The organism is Klebsiella sp. CN_Kp106 (genome assembly GCF_040064575.1).
Taxonomy (GTDB): Bacteria; Pseudomonadota; Gammaproteobacteria; order Enterobacterales; family Enterobacteriaceae; genus Klebsiella; species Klebsiella michiganensis.
Genome location: NZ_JBEAIG010000016.1, coordinates 14,916 through 33,393, shown reverse-complemented (window position 1 = coordinate 33,393; position 18,478 = coordinate 14,916). Strand labels below are relative to the sequence as shown.

The following is an 18,478-nucleotide window of genomic DNA, read 5'->3' as shown; positions in this document are numbered from 1 at the left end:
CCGCGCTGCGCTTGCCCGGGCTACGGGGCCACGGCTGTCTGCGGGCCGGTAGCCCGGACAGGCGCGTCAAGCGCCGCCTCCGGGAAATGCTTACTCCGGGAACCACTGCTTGCTGATTTTCTCGTAGGTGCCGTCGGCTTTAATCGCCTTCAGCGCGGCGTTCAGTTTTTCCAGCAGCGCTTTGTTATCCGGGCGTACCGCAATGCCGAGGCCGGTACCGAAGTACTGCGCGTCGGTGACTTTCGGCGTTGCCGCGCCCAGCTGCGGGTTGGTTTTTAGCCACTCGTTGACCACGGCGGTATCGCCAAACACCCCATCAATACGGCCATTTTTCAGGTCGATAAACGCATTCTGGTAGCTATCGTAAGCTACGGTTTTCACTTCCGGATGTTTATCCTGCAGGTATTTCTGGTGCGTGGTGCCGTTTTCCATCCCGATACGCTTACCTTTCAGATCGGCAAAAGAGTGGAAGGCATCTTTCTTCGAGATAACCAGCGCGGAGTTAGCGTAGTACGGGTCGGTAAACGCCACCTGCTTGCTGCGCTCCGGGGTAATGTCCATGCCGGAGATGACCGCATCATATTTCTTAAATTTGAGCGCCGGGATCAGGCTGTCGAAGGCATGGTTGGTAAACGTACACTCAGCCTGCATCTGCTTACACAGCGCGTTTGCCAGATCGATGTCGAAACCGGCGATCTGGTTATTGGCGTCCATCGATTCAAACGGTGGGTAAGTTGCAGAAACGCCAAAGCTGATTTTTTCTGCGGCAGCGGCGCCAAAGGCGAAAGTGCTAAGCAGTGCGGCCAGAACTAACTTTTTCATTGTGGAACTCCCGTCGGTCAATCTTATGATGTTGTGCCGTGTCTGCGGCTGGGAGTAACAATGCCACTAAATGAATTTATATTCAATAATCATGGATATTTATTTTAATTAGAATAAAAAAAGACGGATAATTCAGTGAGCTTATCCGTCTTGATTTGGCTTTTTATGCGTTTTTAATTGCGTCGCTCAAAGGCCAGCGCTTTATGTTCCACCAGGCGCATCAACAGCGTCAGCAGGCCATTGACCACCAGATAGACAATGCCAGCGGCGCCGAACACCATCACATCATAGGTACGCCCATAGAGCAGCTGGCTGTGACCCATCACTTCCATCAGGGTAATGGTGTAGGCCAGAGACGTACTCTTGAACACCAGCACCACTTCGTTGGAGTAGGAGGAGAGGGCACGTTTAAAGGCGTACGGCAGCAGGATCGCCAGCGTATCTTTCTTACTCATTCCCAGCGCGCCGCAGGATTGCCACTGGCCATCCGGGATGGCGCGAATGGCGCCATAAAACAGCTGCGTGGTATAAGCGGCGCTGTTGAGAGAAAGGGCGATCAGCGCGCAGAGCCAGGGCTCGGAAATCAGATGCCAGAGTACCGGATACTCCTGCAGCGACGGGAACTGTCCCGGGCCGTAGTAAATCAGGAAGATCTGCACCAGCAGCGGCGTGCCGGTAAACAGCGTGATATAGCCGCGCACGATCCACACCAGCCCCGGCGTTTTTAGCGTCAGAATGATGGTGAAAATCAGCGACAGAATCAGCGCCACGACGATAGAGGCTGCGGTCAGCGTCAGGCTGGTATGCAGCCCTTTTAGCAGTTCGGGTAAGTAATCAAGCATCAGCCTGGTCTCCGTTCGAAGCGCGTCGCACGCTGGTCAATACGTTTCAGAATGTACTGACTCAACAGGGTGATGACCAGATAGATTGCCGCCGCGATGATATACCAGTTAAACGGCTCCTGGGTTCGGGTGGCGATGCTTTTAGTTTGCAGCATCAGATCGTTGACGCTGATCAGGCTCACCAGCGCGGTATCCTTCAGCAGCACCAGCCACTGGTTGCCGAGTCCCGGCAGCGCATGGCGCCACATTTGCGGCATCACTAAGCGAAAGAAAATAGCGGCTTTCGATAATCCCAGCGCCTGACCGGATTCCCATTGCCCCTGCGGAACGGCTTTAAGCGCCCCGCGCAGCGTTTGCGATGCGTAAGCGGCATACAGCAGAGAAAGCGCGATAGCCCCGCAGAGGAACGGGCTGACGTCAAAATTTTCAATCTGCATCTGTACCGGGATCTGCACAATGCCGAGATTGATCGTAAAACCATCAGAAAGGGTCAGCAGCAGCTGTGAGGAACCAAAATAGATAAACAGAACCACCAGAATTTCCGGTAGTCCGCGCAAAAGGGTGACAATGCCGGTTGCGAGCCAGGCGACCGGACGCAGCTTTACCGACTCGAGGACGGCAAAGAGCATCGCCAGCACCAGGCCGATGATCAGGGCGCAAACGGCAAGGCCGACGGTCATCCCGGCGGCGCTTGCTAATGGAAAAAATTCGTTCATTCAGCGTTACTTCTGGAACCATTTGTTATAGATAGACTGGTAAGTCCCATCGCTTTTCACTTTTTCCAGCGCAGCGTTAAATTTCTGCTGCAGTTCGGTATTGCCCTGGCGCAGCGCAATGCCGAGACCGGTGCCGAAGTAGTCTTTATCGGTCACCTTGTCGCCCACCGCGGCCAGCTTCGGATTGCTCTTCAGCCATTCGGTCACCACGGCGGTATCGCCGAATACGGCATCAATACGGCCGTTCTGCAGGTCCAGCTTCGCATTCTGGTAGCTGTCGTAAGGAACGGTCGTGATTTCCGGGTGTTTGTCGGTGATGAATTTCTGGTGAGTGGTGCCGTTCTGCACGCCGACTTTCTTGCCTTTCAGGGCGTCAATGCTGGTGAATTTACCCTGCTGGCCGACGAACAGCGCGGAGTTTTCATAGTACGGGGTGGTGAACAGCACCTGTTTTTCACGCTCAGGGGTGATGTCCATCCCGGCCATGACCGCGTCGAAACGGCGGAACTTCAGGCTGGGAATCAGGCTGTCGAAAGCCTGGTTGGTAAAGGTGCAGGTGGCATCAATCTCTTTACACAGCGCGTTCGCCAGATCGACATCAAAGCCGACAATTTTGTTATTGGCATCGATCGATTCAAACGGAGGGTAGGAGGCCTCGGTGGCGAAACGAATGGTCTGGGCTGCGGTAGCGGAGAGGCTCATGCCCGCAAGAAGAGCGGCAATCAGTACTTTTTTCATCGTCATTTCCCCGAAAACATCAATGTGAAAGATAGTTTTTAAACGCGTCGGTCTGCGGATGCGCGAAGCAGCCGGCATCACCTTGTTCAACGATATGGCCATTTTCCATATAGACCACGCGGCTGGCTGTTTTGCGCGCCACTTCCACTTCGTGGGTGACGATAACCTGCGTAATACCGGTTTCAGCCAGTTCGCGGATAATACTGACGATCTGGGCGGTGATTTCTGGATCGAGCGCCGCCGTGGGTTCATCGAACAGCAGAACCTGCGGTTCCATCATCAGGGCGCGGGCAATAGCAACGCGCTGCTGCTGGCCGCCGGAAAGATGCAGCGGGTAGCGATCGCTATAGGGTTTCAGGCGCAGACGTTCGAGCAGCTTTTCAGCGCGGGCGAGAGCCTGATCTTTGCTCAAACCGAGCACGCGGCAGGGAGCTTCAATCAGATTTTGCTGCACGGTCAGATGCGGCCACAGATTGTACTGTTGGAACACCATACCCACGTTCTGGCGCAGCTCGCGAATGGCTTTGTCAGAAGGCGCTTTGGTAAAGTCGAAATGATTTCCGGCGATATGCAGCGTACCGGAACGCGGCATCTCCAGCAGATTAAGGACGCGCAGCAGCGAGCTTTTACCGGCACCGCTTGGGCCGAGCAGCACCAGCGTTTCCCCCTGCGGGCAATCCAGCGTGATGTCGAACAGCGCCTGGTGTGCGCCGTAGAAGCAATTAATGCCGTTTAATTTTATGCTCATCTGGGCAGTCTGATACATATAGCAATTGAGGCCGCAAATAGTACCTTTGGCAGAATAGTTATGCAATATTTATGCGTTAAAAGTTAAATGTAAACCATGTTTACATTTAAAGTTAGCACAAAATATGGCTTCGTGAAGGTGGGATAAGTCAATGTCGGCATTACCAGCGGAAATGCCGACATTTTACCGGGGTTATTTCATTCGGCCCGAGCGGCCCAACGCCTGGATTAGCGTTTTTCCAGACTCTGACGCAGGGTGCCCGCCGGCGCATGGGCATTGTTGCCGAGATAGCGCACGTCATCCACGGCCCAGCACTGGCCTTCCTGAATCATCAGCACTTCGTCTTTCCAGCTTTGGGTGCCCTGTTTCAGCTCCACGCGCAGGGGAATATTGCGCGCGTCGCGATTAGGGATGGTGGAGGCGCTGGCGACATCGGCGCTGTCGGCTGGCGTTGTGCTACTGGAGAAAAGATTCGACTGCAGCAGGGCGTTGTTAGACGGGTCCTGACGCGCGTCGTTCAGCAGTTTTGCCAGACCGTCGCTCAGGTATGGGCGCAGCGCGGTTAAATCGCTGTTGCGGTGCTGTACCTGGTAGTCATAAAACTTCTGCGCTACGTCATCCGGGCCGCCTTCGATGCAGGGGCCGCTGCGGGTGCCGTTATCTTTGTACGCAGGCGTGACGGTAGTACAGGCGCTGAGCGCCAGCGCGCAGGGGAGGACTAATGCAAGAACTTTGTAGCGCATGATGATTTCCTTATGAGCTCACTACGTTAGAATATCTTTTCAAGCATAGTGTATCAGATAGGGATTGTGCTTGACCCTTAGAGCTAACGCATTGAACGCTAAAGAAGGAGTTTCATCATGCAATTTTCCACCACTCCGACCCTCGAAGGTCAGCCCATCATTGAATACTGCGGCGTCGTCACGGGGGAAGCGATTCTCGGCGCCAACGTATTCCGCGATTTTTTCGCCAGCATCCGCGATATCGTCGGCGGTCGTTCCGGCGCCTATGAAAAGGAGCTGCGTAAGGCCCGTGAAATTGCGTTTGAAGAGCTGAGCGAGCAGGCGAAGGCGCTGGGCGCCAATGCGGTGGTCGGGATTGATATTGACTACGAAACCGTAGGTAAAGATAGCAGCATGCTGATGGTCAGCGTTAGCGGCACCGCGGTGAAGACCCGCCGATGAGAGCTTGCCGGGCAGGCGTACTGCTGGCGCTGCTGCTGGCGGGCTGCGCCAGCGAAAAAGGTATTATCGATCGCGATGGCTATCAGCTGGATACGCGCCATCCGGCGCAGGCGGCTTATCCGCGCATCAAAGTGCTGGTGATTCACTACACTGCCGATGATTTCGACGTTTCGCTGGCGACGCTGACGGATAACCAGGTGAGCTCTCACTACCTGATCCCGGAGAAACCGCCGCTGCACGGAGGCAAACCGCGGATCTGGCAGCTGGTGCCGGAAGAGGAACTGGCCTGGCATGCGGGTGTCAGCTTCTGGCGCGGCAGCACGCGCATTAACGACACTTCGATTGGCATCGAGCTGGAGAACCGCGGCTGGCAAAAAACGGCGGGGGTGAAAAGCTTTACGCCGTTTAATCCGGCGCAGATTGACGCCCTGATCCCGCTGGCGAAAGATATTATCGCCCGCTACCACATCGCGCCGCAGAACGTGGTCGCCCATGCGGATATCGCGCCGCAGCGCAAAGACGATCCGGGGCCGCTGTTCCCGTGGCGCAGGCTGGCCGAGCAGGGGATTGGCGCATGGCCTGATGCCCGGCGCGTGGCATTTTATCTGCAGGGCCGTCCGTCATACGAGCCGGTAGACGCCGCAGCGCTGCTGGACGTCCTGGCGCGCTACGGCTATCAGGTGACGCCGGAAATGACGCCAGCGCAGCAGAAGCGGGTCATTATGGCTTTCCAGATGCACTTCCGTCCCGCGCGCTGGGACGGGGTTGCCGATGCGCAAACCCTGGCGATAGCCGAAGCGCTGCTGGAAAAGTACGGGCGTGGTTAATAGTGCAGCTTGCCGTGGTCCTTCAACCACGCGGCGGTGCGGAGAATCCCTTCATCCATCGTGATGACCGGCTGATAGCCTAGCTCCTGCTGGGCGCGGGAGATATCAAGAGTAAAATCAAAGTTCAGCTTAGAGACGCCGTAGTGGGTAAATGCGGGCTCTTTCGCTGACTTATTGCCAAAGCGTTCCATGCTGCGGGCGATGATATCCAGCATGGGATAGGGAACCGAACGGATGCGGCACTTAATCCCCAGCTCGTCTATGAGTTTCTGCACAATGCTGTGCAGGGTTTGCGGTTCGCCGTTAGTAATGTTGTACGCGCGGGCCGAGGGCAGAAGGTCACTCTGCGGCTGGCTGGCGAGCCACATCGCGTGTACCGCGTTTTCATAGTAGGTCATATCCACCAGCGCGCTGCCGCCGCGCGGCAACAGGACGCTGCCGTAGTGCTGCATCATCTGCGCCAGGCGCGGGATAAACACTTTATCATGCGGGCCAAACAGGCTTTGCGGACGCAGGATTGTAAAACGGGTATTTGGGTTGGCCTGCGCCAGCAGATTGATCACATCTTCGCTTGCCGCCTTGCTGCGGGCGAATTCGTTGGCGAAACGCTGCGGGCGGAAATCCTCCGCAACATCGCGATGATGGTGATAATCAAAATAGAGCGACGGCGAAGAGATATGCACGAAGTTGCGCACGCCCCAGGCAACCGCCCACTCGCCGAGACGCCGGGTCGCGCGCACGTTAGCTAAATCGAAGGCCTGCTGGGTGCCCCACGGCGAGGTAAAGCTGGAACAGTGCCACAGGGTATCGATACCGGCGAGCATCACTTTGGCCTGCGAAGAGACCAGCTCGGTTAAGTCCGCAGGGACGAACTCTGCGCCCATTTTGCTCAGAAGCTTGCCCATCGCTTCGTTGCGCCCGGTCGCTCTGACGCTAATGCCCCTGTTACGCAGATATTCCACCGCGTTGCGGCCCAATCCGCTGGTCGCACCGGTAACCAGTACCTTCATATCGATCCACTGTTTAACAAAAGAATTTCGTGCGCATTTTTCCGTGATTCTGACTACGATGCAATGAGAATCATGAAAGAATTCTGCACCTATACTCTATTTGATGGTGATTTGCTCCGCCAGGTGGGCGATGCGTCGCGCCATACCGCGAAAAATAAACAGATGCGCCGGGATCATCAGCAGCCAGTAGAAAAGCCCCGGCATACCGTGCGGGTGCCACCAGGCGCGCACGTCCAGTTCGCGATGATCGCCTTTATCGCGCAGGGTAAAGCTCAGGCGGCCAAGGCCGGGCGCTTTCATGCCGAATAACAGCGTCAACTGCTTTTCCGGCTCGACGATAATCACCTTCCAGCTGTCCACCGCATCGCCGGTCTGCAGATATTCATTTTCCGGGCGACCTTTTGCCAGCCGGTGACCGACCAGCAGATCCATCGCCCCGCGCGTTTTCCACAGAGCGTTGCCGAAGAAATAGCCCTCTTTGCCGCCAATTTGGTTGACTACCTTCCACAGCGCAGCAAGGCTGGCGGAAGTGTTAACGGTACAGCCTGCCTGTTTCGGATAGTAGCCGTACTCGGGCCGCCAGCGGGCGAAGGCCTGCGCATCGTAGCCCCAGTCGCTGGAGTTCACCAGCTGCTCCTCTTCTTTAAGCGTAAGGCGCACCGCTTCATCAAACGCGATAAGCGGTTGAGGAATTAAGGCCCGCAGGGCCCGATCGTCGGCAATCAGATCGTGCTTTAGCCCCTGGATCAGCGCTTTGGCCGTGGTTGGCGGCACTGAGGTAATGACGTTGAGAAACCACACCGAAATCCAGCGGGTCGGGAAAGGGATGGGGATCAGCGGGCGGCGTTTGCCGCTGACCGCCATAAAGCGGATGAACTGCTGCTGATAGCTCAAAATTTCCGGTCCGGCGGCTTCAAACACCCGATGCTCGCGGGCCGGATGGTTTAGCAACTGCAGCAGATAGTAGAGTAAATTTTCCAGCGCAATCGGCGTGGTGCGCGAGCGCACCCAGCGCGGCGGCGTCAGCACCGGCAGGTTGTAGACCATATCGCGCATCACTTCGAAGGCGGCGGAACCGGCGCCGACGATAATGCCGGCGCGAACTTCCGCTACCGGAACGCCTGATTCGCGCAGCAGATCGCCGGTGATCTGGCGGGCGCGCAGATGATCGGATTGCTCCTGCTTCTCCACCTGTAAGGAACTGAGAAAGATGACTTCGTTCACCGGCGACTTGCGCAGCGCGTCGCGAACGTTGAGGGCGACCCGCCGTTCGTGGCGGATAAAGTCCCCGCCTTCGCCCATCCCGTGCACCAGATAGTAAACGGTATCAGCCTGCGCCAGCAGGGCGGGTAGCGCGTCCGGCTGGTTTAAATCGAGCGAATAGCACTCGACGCCGGGGAGCTGCTGTTTTTTAAGCCTGTCGATCTGGCGTGCCGCCGCCAGCACGGTGAAGCCCTGCTCGCTGAGCCTTTTCACCAGATGCTGGCCGATATAACCGCTGGCGCCAAGCACCAGAATTCGCTGCGACACGCCGGACTCCTTAACGGTTTAAAAATGCCTGCCAGTGGCTAACCACCTCGGTGAGCTGCTGGCGGTTAACGTCAATATGCGTCACCAGGCGCACGATGGGCGAGGCGTTGATCAGCACCCCGCGTTCGCGCAGATACTCGCCCAGCGCGGCGGCGCGCGCTTCACCGACGCGAACAAACAGCATATTGGTATCATGACGCGTCACCTCGGCGCCGGCGGCGCGCAGCTGCTCCGCCATCCACGCGGCGTTGTCGTGATCCTCTTTTAAGCGCGCGACGTTGTTCTGCAGGGCATACAGGCCCGCGGCCGCCAGAATACCGGCCTGACGCATCCCGCCGCCGACCATTTTCCGCCAGCGGATAGCGCGGTGAATGTACTCTTCGCTCCCCACCAGCAGCGAGCCTACCGGCGCGCCGAGTCCTTTAGACAGGCAGATGGTGAAGGAGTCGCAGTAGCGGGCGATCTCGCGCAGCGCGCAGCCGTATTCCACGACGGCGTTAAAAATACGCGCCCCGTCAACGTGCAGCCCCAGGCCGCGCTGGCGCGTAAACTCCCAGGCATCTTTGAGATATTCACGCGGCAGCACTTTGCCGTTATGGGTGTTTTCCAGCGACAGCAGCCGGGTAGGGGCGAAATGGATATCGTCCGGTTTGATTTTGGCCGCGACTTTATCCAGCGGCAGGGAACCGTCCGCTGCGGCATCGATTGGCTGCGGCTGGATGCTGCCAAGCACCGCCGCGCCGCCGGCTTCGTAGAGATAGTTATGCGCGCCCTGGCCGACGATATACTCTTCGCCGCGCTGGCAGTGGCTGAGCAGGGCGACCAGGTTGGCCTGGGTGCCGCTAGGCAGGAAGATAGCGGCCTCTTTGCCCGCCAGGTCGGCGGCAAAGCGCTGGAGTTCGTTAACGGTCGGGTCATCGCCATACACGTCATCCCCGACCGGAGCGGCCATCATGGCTTCCAGCATGGCGCGGCCCGGACGGGTAACGGTATCGCTGCGTAAATCTATCATGTCATATCCTTATACACTTCATCCTTCGCGCTGCCCCGGCGTTGGCTGCTCCCTCAAACCCCGGTCACAGAGTTATCTCTGCGCCCGGGGATTTTCGGCCTTGCCGCCTTGAGGCAACACGAATAATTTTGCGTATGAATTGAAAAGGATATTTTTACCTTAGCCAGTTAGTTTTCGCCAGTTCGATAACTTCGTCGCCGCGGCCGCTGATAATCGCGCGCAGCATATAAAGGCTGAAACCTTTGGCCTGCTCCAGTTTAATTTGCGGCGGCATCGCCAGCTCTTCACTGGCGACGACCACATCCACCAGGACCGGGCCATCGGTAGCGAAAGCGGTTTGCAGCGCTTCATCAACCTCTGACGCGCTTTCAACACGTATGCCCTTGATGCCGCACGCTTCGGCGATGCGGGCAAAGTTGGTGGCGTGAAGTTCAGTGCCGTCTGTCAGATAGCCCCCGGCCTTCATCTCCATCGCCACGAAGCCCAGTACGCTGTTATTGAAGATAACGATCTTCACCGGCAGCTTCATCTGCGCCAGCGAGAGAAAATCCCCCATCAGCATGCTGAAGCCGCCGTCGCCGCACATTGCCACAACCTGACGGTCAGGGGCGGTGGCCTTCGCACCGATGGCCTGCGGCATGGCGTTAGCCATTGACCCATGGTTGAACGATCCGAGCAGGCGACGCTTGCCGTTCATCTGCAAATAGCGCGCGGCCCAGACGGTCGGCGTACCCACGTCGCAGGTAAAGATGGCATCGTCGTCGGCATAGTGGCTGATGCGCTGCGCCAGATACTGCGGATGAATTGTTTTGTCGCTGGGCTTCGCCAGGTCATCAAGCCCCTTGCGCGCGTCGCGATAGTGTTCCAGCGCTTTATCGAGGAACTTACGGTCGGTTTTCTCCTCAAGATGCGGCATCAGCGCGCTGAGGGTCGATTTAATATCGCCGACCAGCGCCATATCCACTTTACTGTGGGCGCCAATACTGCCGGGATTGATATCAATCTGAATGATTTTCGCGTCCGTCGGGTAGAAGGCGCGATAGGGGAACTGGGTGCCGAGCAGCACCAGGGTGTCAGCGTTCATCATGGTGTGGAAGCCGGAGGAGAAGCCAATCAGTCCGGTCATCCCCACATCATAAGGGTTGTCGTATTCTACGTGCTCTTTGCCGCGCAGCGCGTGAACGATAGGCGCTTTGAGCTTCTCGGCGAAGTCTACCAGCTCTTTATGCGCTCCGGCGCAGCCGCTGCCGCACATCAGGGCGATGTTGCTTGAATAGCGCAGCAGCTGGGCCAGCTTTTTCAGCTCTTCTTCCGCCGGCGTCACCTGCGGCAGCGGCGCGTGGTACCAGTGGCTGCTGGCGCTTTCCGGCGCGGCTTTCAGCGCAACGTCGCCGGGAAGCACCACTACCGAGACGCCGCGGTTAATCACCGCTTTGCGCATGGCGATGGCCAGCACCTGCGGGATCTGTTCCGGGGTGGAGACCAGTTCACAGTAGTGACTGCATTCCCGGAACAGCTCCTGCGGATGCGTTTCCTGAAAATAGCCGCTGCCGATTTCGCTGGAAGGAATATGGGCGGCGATGGCTAGAACCGGAACGTGATTGCGGTGGCAGTCGAAAAGGCCGTTAATCAGATGCAGGTTGCCCGGCCCGCAGGAGCCTGCGCAGACCGCCAGTTCGCCGGTAAGCTGCGCTTCCGCCCCGGCGGCGAAGGCGGCCACTTCTTCATGGCGCGTGGGCATCCAGTCGATGGTCCCCATACGGTTCAGGCTGTCGCTTAAGCCGTTGAGCGAATCCCCGGTTACGCCCCAAATACGTTTAACGCCAGCCTGTTCAAGAGTTTTGGCAATGTATGCCGCCACGGTCTGTTTCATGGTTCTCCATCTCCTTTTTGTGATAACGCTTACAAGCTTAGATGAAACTGCCAGTTACGCTCGCTTTCACCTCTCATTTTCCGCTGGTTTTTTTCAGCGAAAACTTCGCATAATCTGAGCTCACATAAAGTGGTAAACAGGAATCATTTCAAATGGTTAAATCGCTGTTAAATGCTGTTAATAAACTGCTATCCCATGACGATTTCGGCAAACTCTTGTTACGACTTGCCGTTGGCGGGCTGATGCTGTTTCACGGGTTGCATAAGCTATTTGATGGCGTAGGGGGAATCAGCAATATGCTGGTAGCAAAAGGATTGCCGGGGTTTATCGCTTATGGGGTTTTAGTGGGCGAGGTGGTAGCGCCTTGCCTGCTGATTCTGGGAGTGCTTACGCGTCCGGCGGCGCTGGTGCTGGCGTTTACGATGGTCGTGGCCTGGCTGATGGTGGGGACGGGCAAAACCTTTGCGCTGGATGCGGTAGGCGCGTGGGCGATTGAGAGCCTGGTCTATTTCTTTGTTGGCGCGCTGGCGATTGCCTTCCTCGGGGCAGGGCGCTATGCCATCGGCGGCAATTCGGCCTGGCGGTAAACATTGCCGGACGGCGTTGCGCCATCCGGCAGCTGAGGGTTAAGCCAGTACCAAATCACCCTGCGGGTGGCAGGAGCAGGCCAGCACGTAGCCTTCAGCGATTTCCGCATCGGTTAACGTCATGGTACTGCTGACGGTATATTCTCCGGAAACCACTTTGGTTTTGCAGCAGCCGCAGACGCCTGCGCGACAGGCGACGGTAACCGGCACCTTATTGCTTTCCAGCGCTTCGAGCAGCGTGGTGCCGACCGGCGCGTAGAACGCTTTCGCCGGCTGCAGTTTGGTGAACTTCAGGCCGCTGGTAGCGGCTTCGGCTACCGGCGTAAAGAACTGCTCTTTAAAGAAACGCGTCGCGCCCAGCGCTTTCACCTCCTGCTCAACCCAATCCATATACGGCGCCGGGCCGCAGGTCATCACGGTACGAGAGGTCAGATCCGGTACGCTTTTCAGCAGATCGGTCGTCAGTCGGCCAGAAACAAAACCGTGGGTGGCATTGTTTTCAGCGACTAAGGTCACCGGATATTCGCGCCATTCGTCGGCAAAAATAACATCTTGCGGTGAACGAACGTTAAAGATCACCTGCACATCGGCCTGCGGGCGGTACTTTGCCAACCAGCGACGCATTGACATGATTGGCGTAACGCCGCAGCCAGCAGCCAGCATCAGGAACTTATCTTCAGCCTTATCTTCACAGGTAAATTCACCCATGGCATCGGACAGCCAGATATAGTCGCCGCGCTTCACGTCGCGGGTCAGCCACTGTGAGCCTGCGCCATCGTCAATCCGACGGATGGTCAGCGTGATGTACTCGCTTACTCCCGGCGTCGATGAAATGGTGTAAGCACGCAGCGTCTCCGCTGAATTACGTACGCTGACCAGTGCATACTGCCCGGCACGGTACGGATAATAGTCGTGGCACAGCAACGAAATTGTCCATACATCCGGCGTTTCCTGATGGATGTGATGAACCTGCATCCGCCATGGGCACTGATGAGTTGGCATTGTCATTCTTTACTCCTTACGCGCTCAGCAGCTGCTTCATGTCTTCTTCAACGGTGGTCACGGAACGCAGACCGAATTTCTCGTTGAGAACGGCCAGCAGGTCCGGCGTGAAGAAGCCCGGCGCCGTCGGGCCGGTGACGATATTTTTCACGCCCAGCGACAGCAGGGTCAGCAGAATAACAATCGCTTTCTGTTCAAACCAGGAGAGCACCAGAGACAGCGGCAGGTCGTTCACGCCACAACCCAGTTTCTCAGCCAGGGTGACCGCCAGGATGATGGCAGAGTAAGCGTCGTTACACTGACCGGCATCGACCAGACGCGGTAGACCTTCGATATCGCCGAATTCGAGTTTGTTGAAACGGTATTTACCGCAGGCCAGGGTCAGGATCAGGCAGTCGTCCGGTACGCTGGTGGCGAAATCGGTGAAGTAGTTACGTTCGCCGCGCGCCCCGTCGCAGCCGCCCACCAGGAAGATATGGCGCAGTTTTTCACGGCTCACCAGGTCGATCAGCGTATCAGCCGCGCCCAGCAGGGTCTGACGACCGAAGCCAACGGTGATCAGGTGCGGGATCTCGCTGTACGGGAAGCCCGCCATCTGCTGCGCCTGGGCGATAACCGGGGCGAAATCTTCGCCTTCCAGATGATTGACGCCTGGCCAGCCGACGATGCTGCGGGTCCAGATACGGTCGTCATAGGCGCCGACGGTTGGGTCGATGATGCAGTTAGAGGTCATCACAATCGGGCCAGGGAAGCGGGCAAACTCAACCTGCTGGTTTTGCCAGCCGCTGCCGTAGTTACCAATCAGATGCTTGAATTTACGCAGTTCCGGGTAACCGTGCGCTGGCAGCATTTCACCGTGGGTGTAGACGTTAACCCCGGTACCTTCGGTTTGCTCCAGCAGGTTGTACAGATCTTTCAGGTCATGGCCGGAAATCAGAATACATTTGCCTTCGGTCGCTTTGACGTTGACCTGAGTCGGGGTGGGGTGACCATATTTGGTGGTCTCGCCAGCGTCCAGAATGCTCATCACTTTGAAGTTCATCTGGCCGATTTCCATCGAGCACTCCAGCAGCGCGTTCATATCGGCAGGCCAGGTACCGAGCCACGCCATGATTTTATGGTACTGGGCGTAGATGTTGTTGTCGTACTGACCCAGAACGTGCGCGTGCTCCATATAAGCCGCAGCGCCTTTCAGGCCGTACAGGCACAGCAGGCGCAGGCCGAGAATGTTCTCGCCGATGGCCGCTTTGTCTTTGTTCGGGGTGAATTCCGCCGCCTGGCGCTGCAGGTCGCCCAGATCGTCGCTCGCCAGCTGCAGATCGGCCATCGGGTTGTTAACCGTCGCGTGGGCATCAATGTTCAGGCACTGGGCTTTCAGCGCTTCACGCAGGGTGATGGCCTCGCGCGCATAGCCAACGATACGCGGGGAATCGAAGTTAACGTTGGTCAGCGTGGAGAAAAAAGCGCGCGGCGCAAAGCTATCGATGTTGTGGTCGATGATGCCGTATTCACGGGCTTTAAGCGCCCAGGCGGAGAGCCCCTGCAGAGAGGCAATCAGCAGATCCTGCAGATCGGACGTTTCGGCCGTTTTCCCGCACATACCCTGCGCGTAAGAGCAGCCGTTCCCCGCCGGGGTACGGATGGTTTGTTCACATTGCACACAAAACATGGTCACACCTTTTTTAAAGTTATATTTAATATACATGTTTAAGGTTATGCCCGAGCGCGAGAAGAGAAAAGGTATTTCTGATACAACTTACGGGGAGATTGATTTAGCGCAAAATTGGCGGCAGGAGACTACCGCCAGAGAGGTATTAAGCGGAGAAGAAAGCCATCAATATGGGCACCAGTAGACTGAGAATGAAGCCATGAACGATGGCCGCCGGCACAATCTCCACCCCGCCAGAGCGTTGCAGTACCGGCAGCGTAAAGTCCATTGATGTCGCGCCGCAAAGGCCCAGCGCGGTGGAACGGCTGCGGCGCACCAGTCCGGGGATAAGCATTATCGCCAGCAGCTCGCGGGCAAGATCGTTAAAGAAGGCCGCGCTGCCAATTACCGGGCCATAGGATTCGGTCAGCAGGATCCCGGAGAGCGAATACCAGCCAAACCCGGAAGCCATGGCTAGGCCGGTTTTTAGCGGCAGGTCGAGAATAAAGGCGTTGATGATACCGCCCAGCAGTGAACTGACCATGACCACTACCGCGACAATCATTCCGCGGCGATTCAGTACGATCTGCCGCAGCGTCATGCCATTATTGCGCAGTTGAATACCGATGAGGAACAAAAGGAAGATCAGGGTATATTCGCTGGCCTCGGTGGCGTGTTGTAAAAAGGATATGCCGCTCAGACCAATCATAAAACCAATAAATACCACGCCGCATAGCTGAAGGGATTCCAGAGCCATTGCCAGACGGGAGGGTAATTTTTCCTGACGATGATGATTTTGCCAGGGCATTTTTTGCTCGAGCCACATCAGGGCGGCAATATTGCACAGCAGAATAATAACGACGCTGACCGCCGCATAATGAAGGATCGCCAGGAGGTTGCTGGCCAGATTATCCAGGAAGGCCAGGCTAATACCCATAAAAAAGAGAATAACGTAGACAATCCAGCTCAGAAGTCGCGCGATGAGTTTAAGGGCTGATGGCCGATGAAGAGGAATAAGATAGCCTATAACCAACGGCAGCAGAATGATTAAAAGTCCCGAAAACATGAACGACCTGGTCCTTGCAGAATGAAAATAGCGCCCCTGACACTACCCAAATAGCCGGACTGAGTAAAGTGGTGGAAAAAAAGAAAGGCCCGGCAGCACCGGGCCTCAAGAAAAGTGGGGGAAGTTTAGCTGCGTTTTTCCAGCAGGGTGCGGTAGAGCACGCCGCCGAGAATGCCGCCGATAATCGGCATCACCCAGAATAGCCACAGCTGCTGCAGCGCCCAGCCGCCCTGGAATATCGCTACCGCGGTGCTGCGCGCCGGGTTTACCGACGTGTTGGTGACCGGAATGCTGATCAGGTGGATAAGCGTTAGCGCCAGGCCAATAGCGATAGGAGCGAAGCCGGCAGGTGCGTTTTTATCCGTGGCGCCGTGAATGACCAGCAGGAAGCCGCAGGTCAGGACGATCTCAATCACAATAGCGGAGAGCATGGAGAAACCGCCGGGAGAATGTTCGCCATAGCCGTTCGATGCGAATCCGCTAGCGGCGGCGTCAAAGCCCGCTTTACCGCTGGCGACAACGTACAGAATAGCGGCGGCGATAATACCGCCGACAACCTGGGCGATAATATAACCAATCACGTCCCTGGCCGGGAAACGACCGCCGGCCCATAAACCTAAAGTTACCGCCGGGTTAAAGTGTCCGCCGGAAATATGACCGACGGCATAAGCCATGGTTAATACGGTTAAACCGAAAGCCAGCGCGACGCCGGCAAAACCAATTCCCAGCTCAGGGAATGCCGCAGCCAGAACGGCGCTGCCGCAACCACCAAATACCAGCCAGAATGTACCAAAGCATTCTGCTGCTAATTTTCTAAACATAACCACCTCAATAAAAACGTAAACGCGCACGAGTTTTCGTGCCGGCCTTTATTTTCGCCACAAAGAATGACGACCAGAATAAAGCGACGCTATTCTAGGGACGATCGCCACCTTGGGACCAGTTAAATAAATTGATGTAATTTGATTTAGAACAATGCGTTGGGATTCCTTTTCATGTCGGATTTTTTAAAAGTGTAGAACAAAAACGGTTAAAAAAACGACTTTCAATGATGAATGCGTTTCTCAATTAAGTGAAGTACGGCGCATCACATTCCCCCCTGCAGCCATGAGCGATTCGCAGACGCCCGGAGTGTCATGTTGATGCTCACCTCGCTATACTGCTGATAACTGAAGGAGATAGTCGCCACTGAGCGGAGGGCATATGCATCTTGAGCGCGTAGAAATAGTCGGTTTTCGCGGCATTAACCGATTATCGTTGATGCTGGAACAAAATAACGTGCTGATTGGCGAAAATGCCTGGGGTAAATCCAGCCTGCTGGATGCCCTGACGCTGCTCCTGTCGCCGGAGTTCGACCTCTATCATTTTGTTCGGGAAGATTTTTGGTTTCCGCCCGGCGATATTCAGGGGCGCGAGCATCATCTGCATATCATCCTGACCTTCCGTGAAAATGAACCCGGTCGCCATCGGGTTCGACGCTATCGTCCTCTCAGCAGCTGCTGGGTTCCCTGCGACGATGGCTATCAGCGCGTTTTCTATCGCCTGGAGGGGGAGCTTGCCGATGACGACAGCGTGATGACCCTGCGCAGCTTTATTGATGGTGAAGGGAAAGCGCTGGAGCTTGACGATATTGATGAACTCGCCCGTCACCTGGTACGGCTGATGCCGGTTCTGCGGCTACGCGACGCCCGCTTTATGCGACGGATCCACAACGGCACCGTTCCGCACTCGCCGCAGATCGAAATTACCGCTCGCCAGCTTGATTTCCTCTCTCGCGAACTGGTACATCATCCGCAAAATTTAACCGATGGGCAGATCCGCCAGGGGCTGTCGGCTATGGTGCAGTTGTTGGAGCACTATTTTGCCGAGCAGAGCAGCGCGCAGTCGCGCCATCGTCTGATGCGCCGTCATTCACATGATGAACAGCGCAGCTGGCGCTACCTGGATATTATCAACAGGATGATCGACAAGCCCGGCGGGCGCAGCCATCGGGTGATTTTATTGGGGCTGTTTTCTACTCTGCTGCAGGCGAAAGGCACGGTAAGGCTCGATCGCGATGCGCGGCCGCTATTGCTGATTGAGGATCCGGAAACCCGTCTGCATCCCATTATGCTGTCGGTGGCCTGGCATTTGCTCAATTTACTGCCGCTGCAGCGGGTGACGACAACGAACTCCGGCGAGCTGCTGTCATTAACGCCCGTCGAGCACGTCTGTCGGCTGGTGCGTGAATCTTCACGAGTGTCGGCCTGGCGGCTGGGGCCCGGCGGGATGAATGCGGAAGACAGCCGACGCATCGCGTTTCATATTCGCTTTAACCGCGCTTCATCGCTGTTTGCCCGCTGCTGGCTGCTGGTGGAGGGGGAGACGGAAACCTGGGTTATCAACGAGCTGGCCCGCCAGTGCGGCCATCACTTTGATGCGGAAGGGGTGAAGGTCATTGAGTTTGCCCAGTCGGGTTTGAAGCCGCTGATTAAATTCGCCCGGCGAATGGGTATTGAGTGGCATGTGCTGGTGGATGGCGATGAAGCCGGGAAGAAATACGCCGCCACCGTTCGCAGTTTGTTGAATGACGATAAAATGCTGGAGCGAGACCATCTCACCGCGCTACCGGCGATGGATATGGAGCATTTTATGTACCGTCAGGGCTTCGACGATGTTTATCACCGGGTCGCGCAGCTGCCGATGAATATACCCATGAATATGCGGCGGGTGATCACCAAAGCGATTCATCGCTCGTCTAAGCCCGACCTGGCGATTGAAGTGGCGATGGAGGCCGGACGGCGCGGGGTTGACGCCATTCCGACGCTGTTGAAAAAAATGTTCTCTCGCGTGCTATGGCTGGCGCGCGGACGCGCGGATTAGCGCTGGCCGCT

Annotated in this window: 18 protein-coding genes; 4 read left to right on the top strand and 14 right to left on the bottom strand. The window is 56.7% G+C overall.

Features of this window, described 5'->3' with window-relative positions; genetic code table 11:
* Positions 1-90: 90 nt before the first annotated feature.
* From artJ to ABLU96_RS10345, 6 genes are all read right to left on the bottom strand, one after another.
* On the bottom strand, positions 91-822 hold the full coding sequence (artJ, locus tag ABLU96_RS10370) for an arginine ABC transporter substrate-binding protein ArtJ (protein ID WP_014228605.1): 732 nt from the start codon (positions 820-822) through the stop codon (positions 91-93).
* A gap of 173 nt (positions 823-995) precedes the next feature.
* Positions 996-1,664: an arginine ABC transporter permease ArtM gene (gene artM / locus ABLU96_RS10365; protein WP_014228606.1), complete on the bottom strand. Its 669-nt coding sequence runs from the start codon at positions 1,662-1,664 to the stop codon at positions 996-998.
* Positions 1,664-2,380, bottom strand: coding sequence for an arginine ABC transporter permease ArtQ (gene artQ / locus ABLU96_RS10360; protein WP_004100599.1), 717 nt, complete (start codon positions 2,378-2,380; stop codon positions 1,664-1,666). Before artQ ends, artM begins: the two co-directional genes overlap by 1 nt.
* Positions 2,381-2,386: 6 nt before the next feature.
* Positions 2,387-3,118 (bottom strand): arginine ABC transporter substrate-binding protein ArtI, encoded by a 732-nt coding sequence (gene artI, locus ABLU96_RS10355; RefSeq protein ID WP_004130868.1) that lies wholly within the window; start codon positions 3,116-3,118, stop codon positions 2,387-2,389.
* A gap of 19 nt (positions 3,119-3,137) precedes the next feature.
* Positions 3,138-3,866 (bottom strand): arginine ABC transporter ATP-binding protein ArtP, encoded by a 729-nt coding sequence (gene artP, locus ABLU96_RS10350; RefSeq protein WP_004111834.1) that lies wholly within the window; start codon positions 3,864-3,866, stop codon positions 3,138-3,140.
* Between the two features lie 227 nt (positions 3,867-4,093).
* On the bottom strand, positions 4,094-4,609 hold the full coding sequence (locus ABLU96_RS10345) for a lipoprotein (RefSeq protein WP_004849391.1): 516 nt from the start codon (positions 4,607-4,609) through the stop codon (positions 4,094-4,096).
* Between the two features lie 117 nt (positions 4,610-4,726).
* Between ABLU96_RS10345 and ABLU96_RS10340 the strand changes: the two genes are divergently transcribed.
* Positions 4,727-5,050, top strand: coding sequence for a heavy metal-binding domain-containing protein (locus ABLU96_RS10340; RefSeq protein ID WP_004100606.1), 324 nt, complete (start codon positions 4,727-4,729; stop codon positions 5,048-5,050).
* Entirely contained in the window at positions 5,047-5,877 is an 831-nt protein-coding gene (locus ABLU96_RS10335) for an N-acetylmuramoyl-L-alanine amidase (RefSeq protein WP_014837943.1), read from the top strand. Before ABLU96_RS10340 ends, ABLU96_RS10335 begins: the two co-directional genes overlap by 4 nt.
* Here ABLU96_RS10335 and ABLU96_RS10330 read toward each other — a convergent pair.
* The 4 genes from ABLU96_RS10330 to poxB all read right to left on the bottom strand — a co-directional run bounded on the left by ABLU96_RS10330 (position 5,874) and on the right by poxB (position 11,302).
* The gene (locus tag ABLU96_RS10330) at positions 5,874-6,887 is read right to left on the bottom strand and encodes an NAD(P)-dependent oxidoreductase (RefSeq protein WP_009653274.1); all 1,014 of its coding nucleotides are present in this window, start codon (positions 6,885-6,887) and stop codon (positions 5,874-5,876) included. The genes ABLU96_RS10335 and ABLU96_RS10330 overlap by 4 nt on opposite strands.
* 96 nt (positions 6,888-6,983) lie before the next feature.
* The gene (locus tag ABLU96_RS10325; RefSeq protein ID WP_064404658.1) at positions 6,984-8,417 is read right to left on the bottom strand and encodes a DUF2867 domain-containing protein; all 1,434 of its coding nucleotides are present in this window, start codon (positions 8,415-8,417) and stop codon (positions 6,984-6,986) included.
* A gap of 10 nt (positions 8,418-8,427) precedes the next feature.
* A complete protein-coding gene (gene ltaE, locus ABLU96_RS10320; RefSeq protein ID WP_032694256.1) occupies positions 8,428-9,429 on the bottom strand; it encodes a low-specificity L-threonine aldolase in 1,002 nt (333 codons plus the stop codon).
* 154 nt (positions 9,430-9,583) lie between these two features.
* Entirely contained in the window at positions 9,584-11,302 is a 1,719-nt protein-coding gene (poxB, locus tag ABLU96_RS10315; RefSeq protein ID WP_064379240.1) for a ubiquinone-dependent pyruvate dehydrogenase, read from the bottom strand.
* 152 nt (positions 11,303-11,454) lie between these two features.
* On the opposite strand from poxB, the gene ABLU96_RS10310 reads away from it, so the two are divergent.
* On the top strand, positions 11,455-11,889 hold the full coding sequence (locus ABLU96_RS10310) for a DoxX family protein (protein ID WP_014228613.1): 435 nt from the start codon (positions 11,455-11,457) through the stop codon (positions 11,887-11,889).
* A gap of 39 nt (positions 11,890-11,928) precedes the next feature.
* On the opposite strand, the gene hcr is transcribed toward ABLU96_RS10310, so the two are convergent.
* From hcr to aqpZ, 4 genes are all read right to left on the bottom strand, one after another.
* Positions 11,929-12,897 (bottom strand): NADH oxidoreductase, encoded by a 969-nt coding sequence (gene hcr, locus ABLU96_RS10305; RefSeq protein WP_014228614.1) that lies wholly within the window; start codon positions 12,895-12,897, stop codon positions 11,929-11,931.
* A gap of 10 nt (positions 12,898-12,907) precedes the next feature.
* Entirely contained in the window at positions 12,908-14,560 is a 1,653-nt protein-coding gene (gene hcp, locus ABLU96_RS10300) for a hydroxylamine reductase (RefSeq protein ID WP_064404785.1), read from the bottom strand.
* A 145-nt stretch (positions 14,561-14,705) separates the two neighbouring features.
* Complete coding sequence (locus ABLU96_RS10295; RefSeq protein ID WP_014837946.1) at positions 14,706-15,605, bottom strand: lysine exporter LysO family protein; 900 nt, start codon at positions 15,603-15,605, stop codon at positions 14,706-14,708.
* 125 nt (positions 15,606-15,730) lie between these two features.
* Positions 15,731-16,426 (bottom strand): aquaporin Z, encoded by a 696-nt coding sequence (gene aqpZ / locus ABLU96_RS10290; protein ID WP_004849414.1) that lies wholly within the window; start codon positions 16,424-16,426, stop codon positions 15,731-15,733.
* A 382-nt stretch (positions 16,427-16,808) separates the two neighbouring features.
* Between aqpZ and ABLU96_RS10285 the strand changes: the two genes are divergently transcribed.
* Entirely contained in the window at positions 16,809-18,467 is a 1,659-nt protein-coding gene (locus ABLU96_RS10285) for an ATP-dependent endonuclease (RefSeq protein ID WP_032748892.1), read from the top strand.
* Positions 18,468-18,478: the final 11 nt, after the last annotated feature.

Excerpts from the sequence above, each read along its gene's own strand:
- ABLU96_RS10330 (WP_009653274.1), bottom strand. The coding sequence starts at position 6,887 with ATGAAGGTACTGGTTACCGGTGCGACCAGCGGATTGGGCCGCAACGCG.
- ABLU96_RS10340 (WP_004100606.1), top strand. The coding sequence starts at position 4,727 with ATGCAATTTTCCACCACTCCGACCCTCGAAGGTCAGCCCATCATTGAA.
- artQ (WP_004100599.1), bottom strand. The coding sequence starts at position 2,380 with ATGAACGAATTTTTTCCATTAGCAAGCGCCGCCGGGATGACCGTCGGC.
- aqpZ (WP_004849414.1), bottom strand. The coding sequence starts at position 16,426 with ATGTTTAGAAAATTAGCAGCAGAATGCTTTGGTACATTCTGGCTGGTA.
- artM (WP_014228606.1), bottom strand. The coding sequence starts at position 1,664 with ATGCTTGATTACTTACCCGAACTGCTAAAAGGGCTGCATACCAGCCTG.
- ABLU96_RS10335 (WP_014837943.1), top strand. The coding sequence starts at position 5,047 with ATGAGAGCTTGCCGGGCAGGCGTACTGCTGGCGCTGCTGCTGGCGGGC.
- ABLU96_RS10345 (WP_004849391.1), bottom strand. The coding sequence starts at position 4,609 with ATGCGCTACAAAGTTCTTGCATTAGTCCTCCCCTGCGCGCTGGCGCTC.
- ABLU96_RS10310 (WP_014228613.1), top strand. The coding sequence starts at position 11,455 with ATGGTTAAATCGCTGTTAAATGCTGTTAATAAACTGCTATCCCATGAC.
- artJ (WP_014228605.1), bottom strand. The coding sequence starts at position 822 with ATGAAAAAGTTAGTTCTGGCCGCACTGCTTAGCACTTTCGCCTTTGGC.
- ABLU96_RS10285 (WP_032748892.1), top strand. The coding sequence starts at position 16,809 with ATGCATCTTGAGCGCGTAGAAATAGTCGGTTTTCGCGGCATTAACCGA.
- hcr (WP_014228614.1), bottom strand. The coding sequence starts at position 12,897 with ATGACAATGCCAACTCATCAGTGCCCATGGCGGATGCAGGTTCATCAC.
- artP (WP_004111834.1), bottom strand. The coding sequence starts at position 3,866 with ATGAGCATAAAATTAAACGGCATTAATTGCTTCTACGGCGCACACCAG.
- artI (WP_004130868.1), bottom strand. The coding sequence starts at position 3,118 with ATGAAAAAAGTACTGATTGCCGCTCTTCTTGCGGGCATGAGCCTCTCC.
- hcp (WP_064404785.1), bottom strand. The coding sequence starts at position 14,560 with ATGTTTTGTGTGCAATGTGAACAAACCATCCGTACCCCGGCGGGGAAC.
- ltaE (WP_032694256.1), bottom strand. The coding sequence starts at position 9,429 with ATGATAGATTTACGCAGCGATACCGTTACCCGTCCGGGCCGCGCCATG.
- poxB (WP_064379240.1), bottom strand. The coding sequence starts at position 11,302 with ATGAAACAGACCGTGGCGGCATACATTGCCAAAACTCTTGAACAGGCT.
- ABLU96_RS10295 (WP_014837946.1), bottom strand. The coding sequence starts at position 15,605 with ATGTTTTCGGGACTTTTAATCATTCTGCTGCCGTTGGTTATAGGCTAT.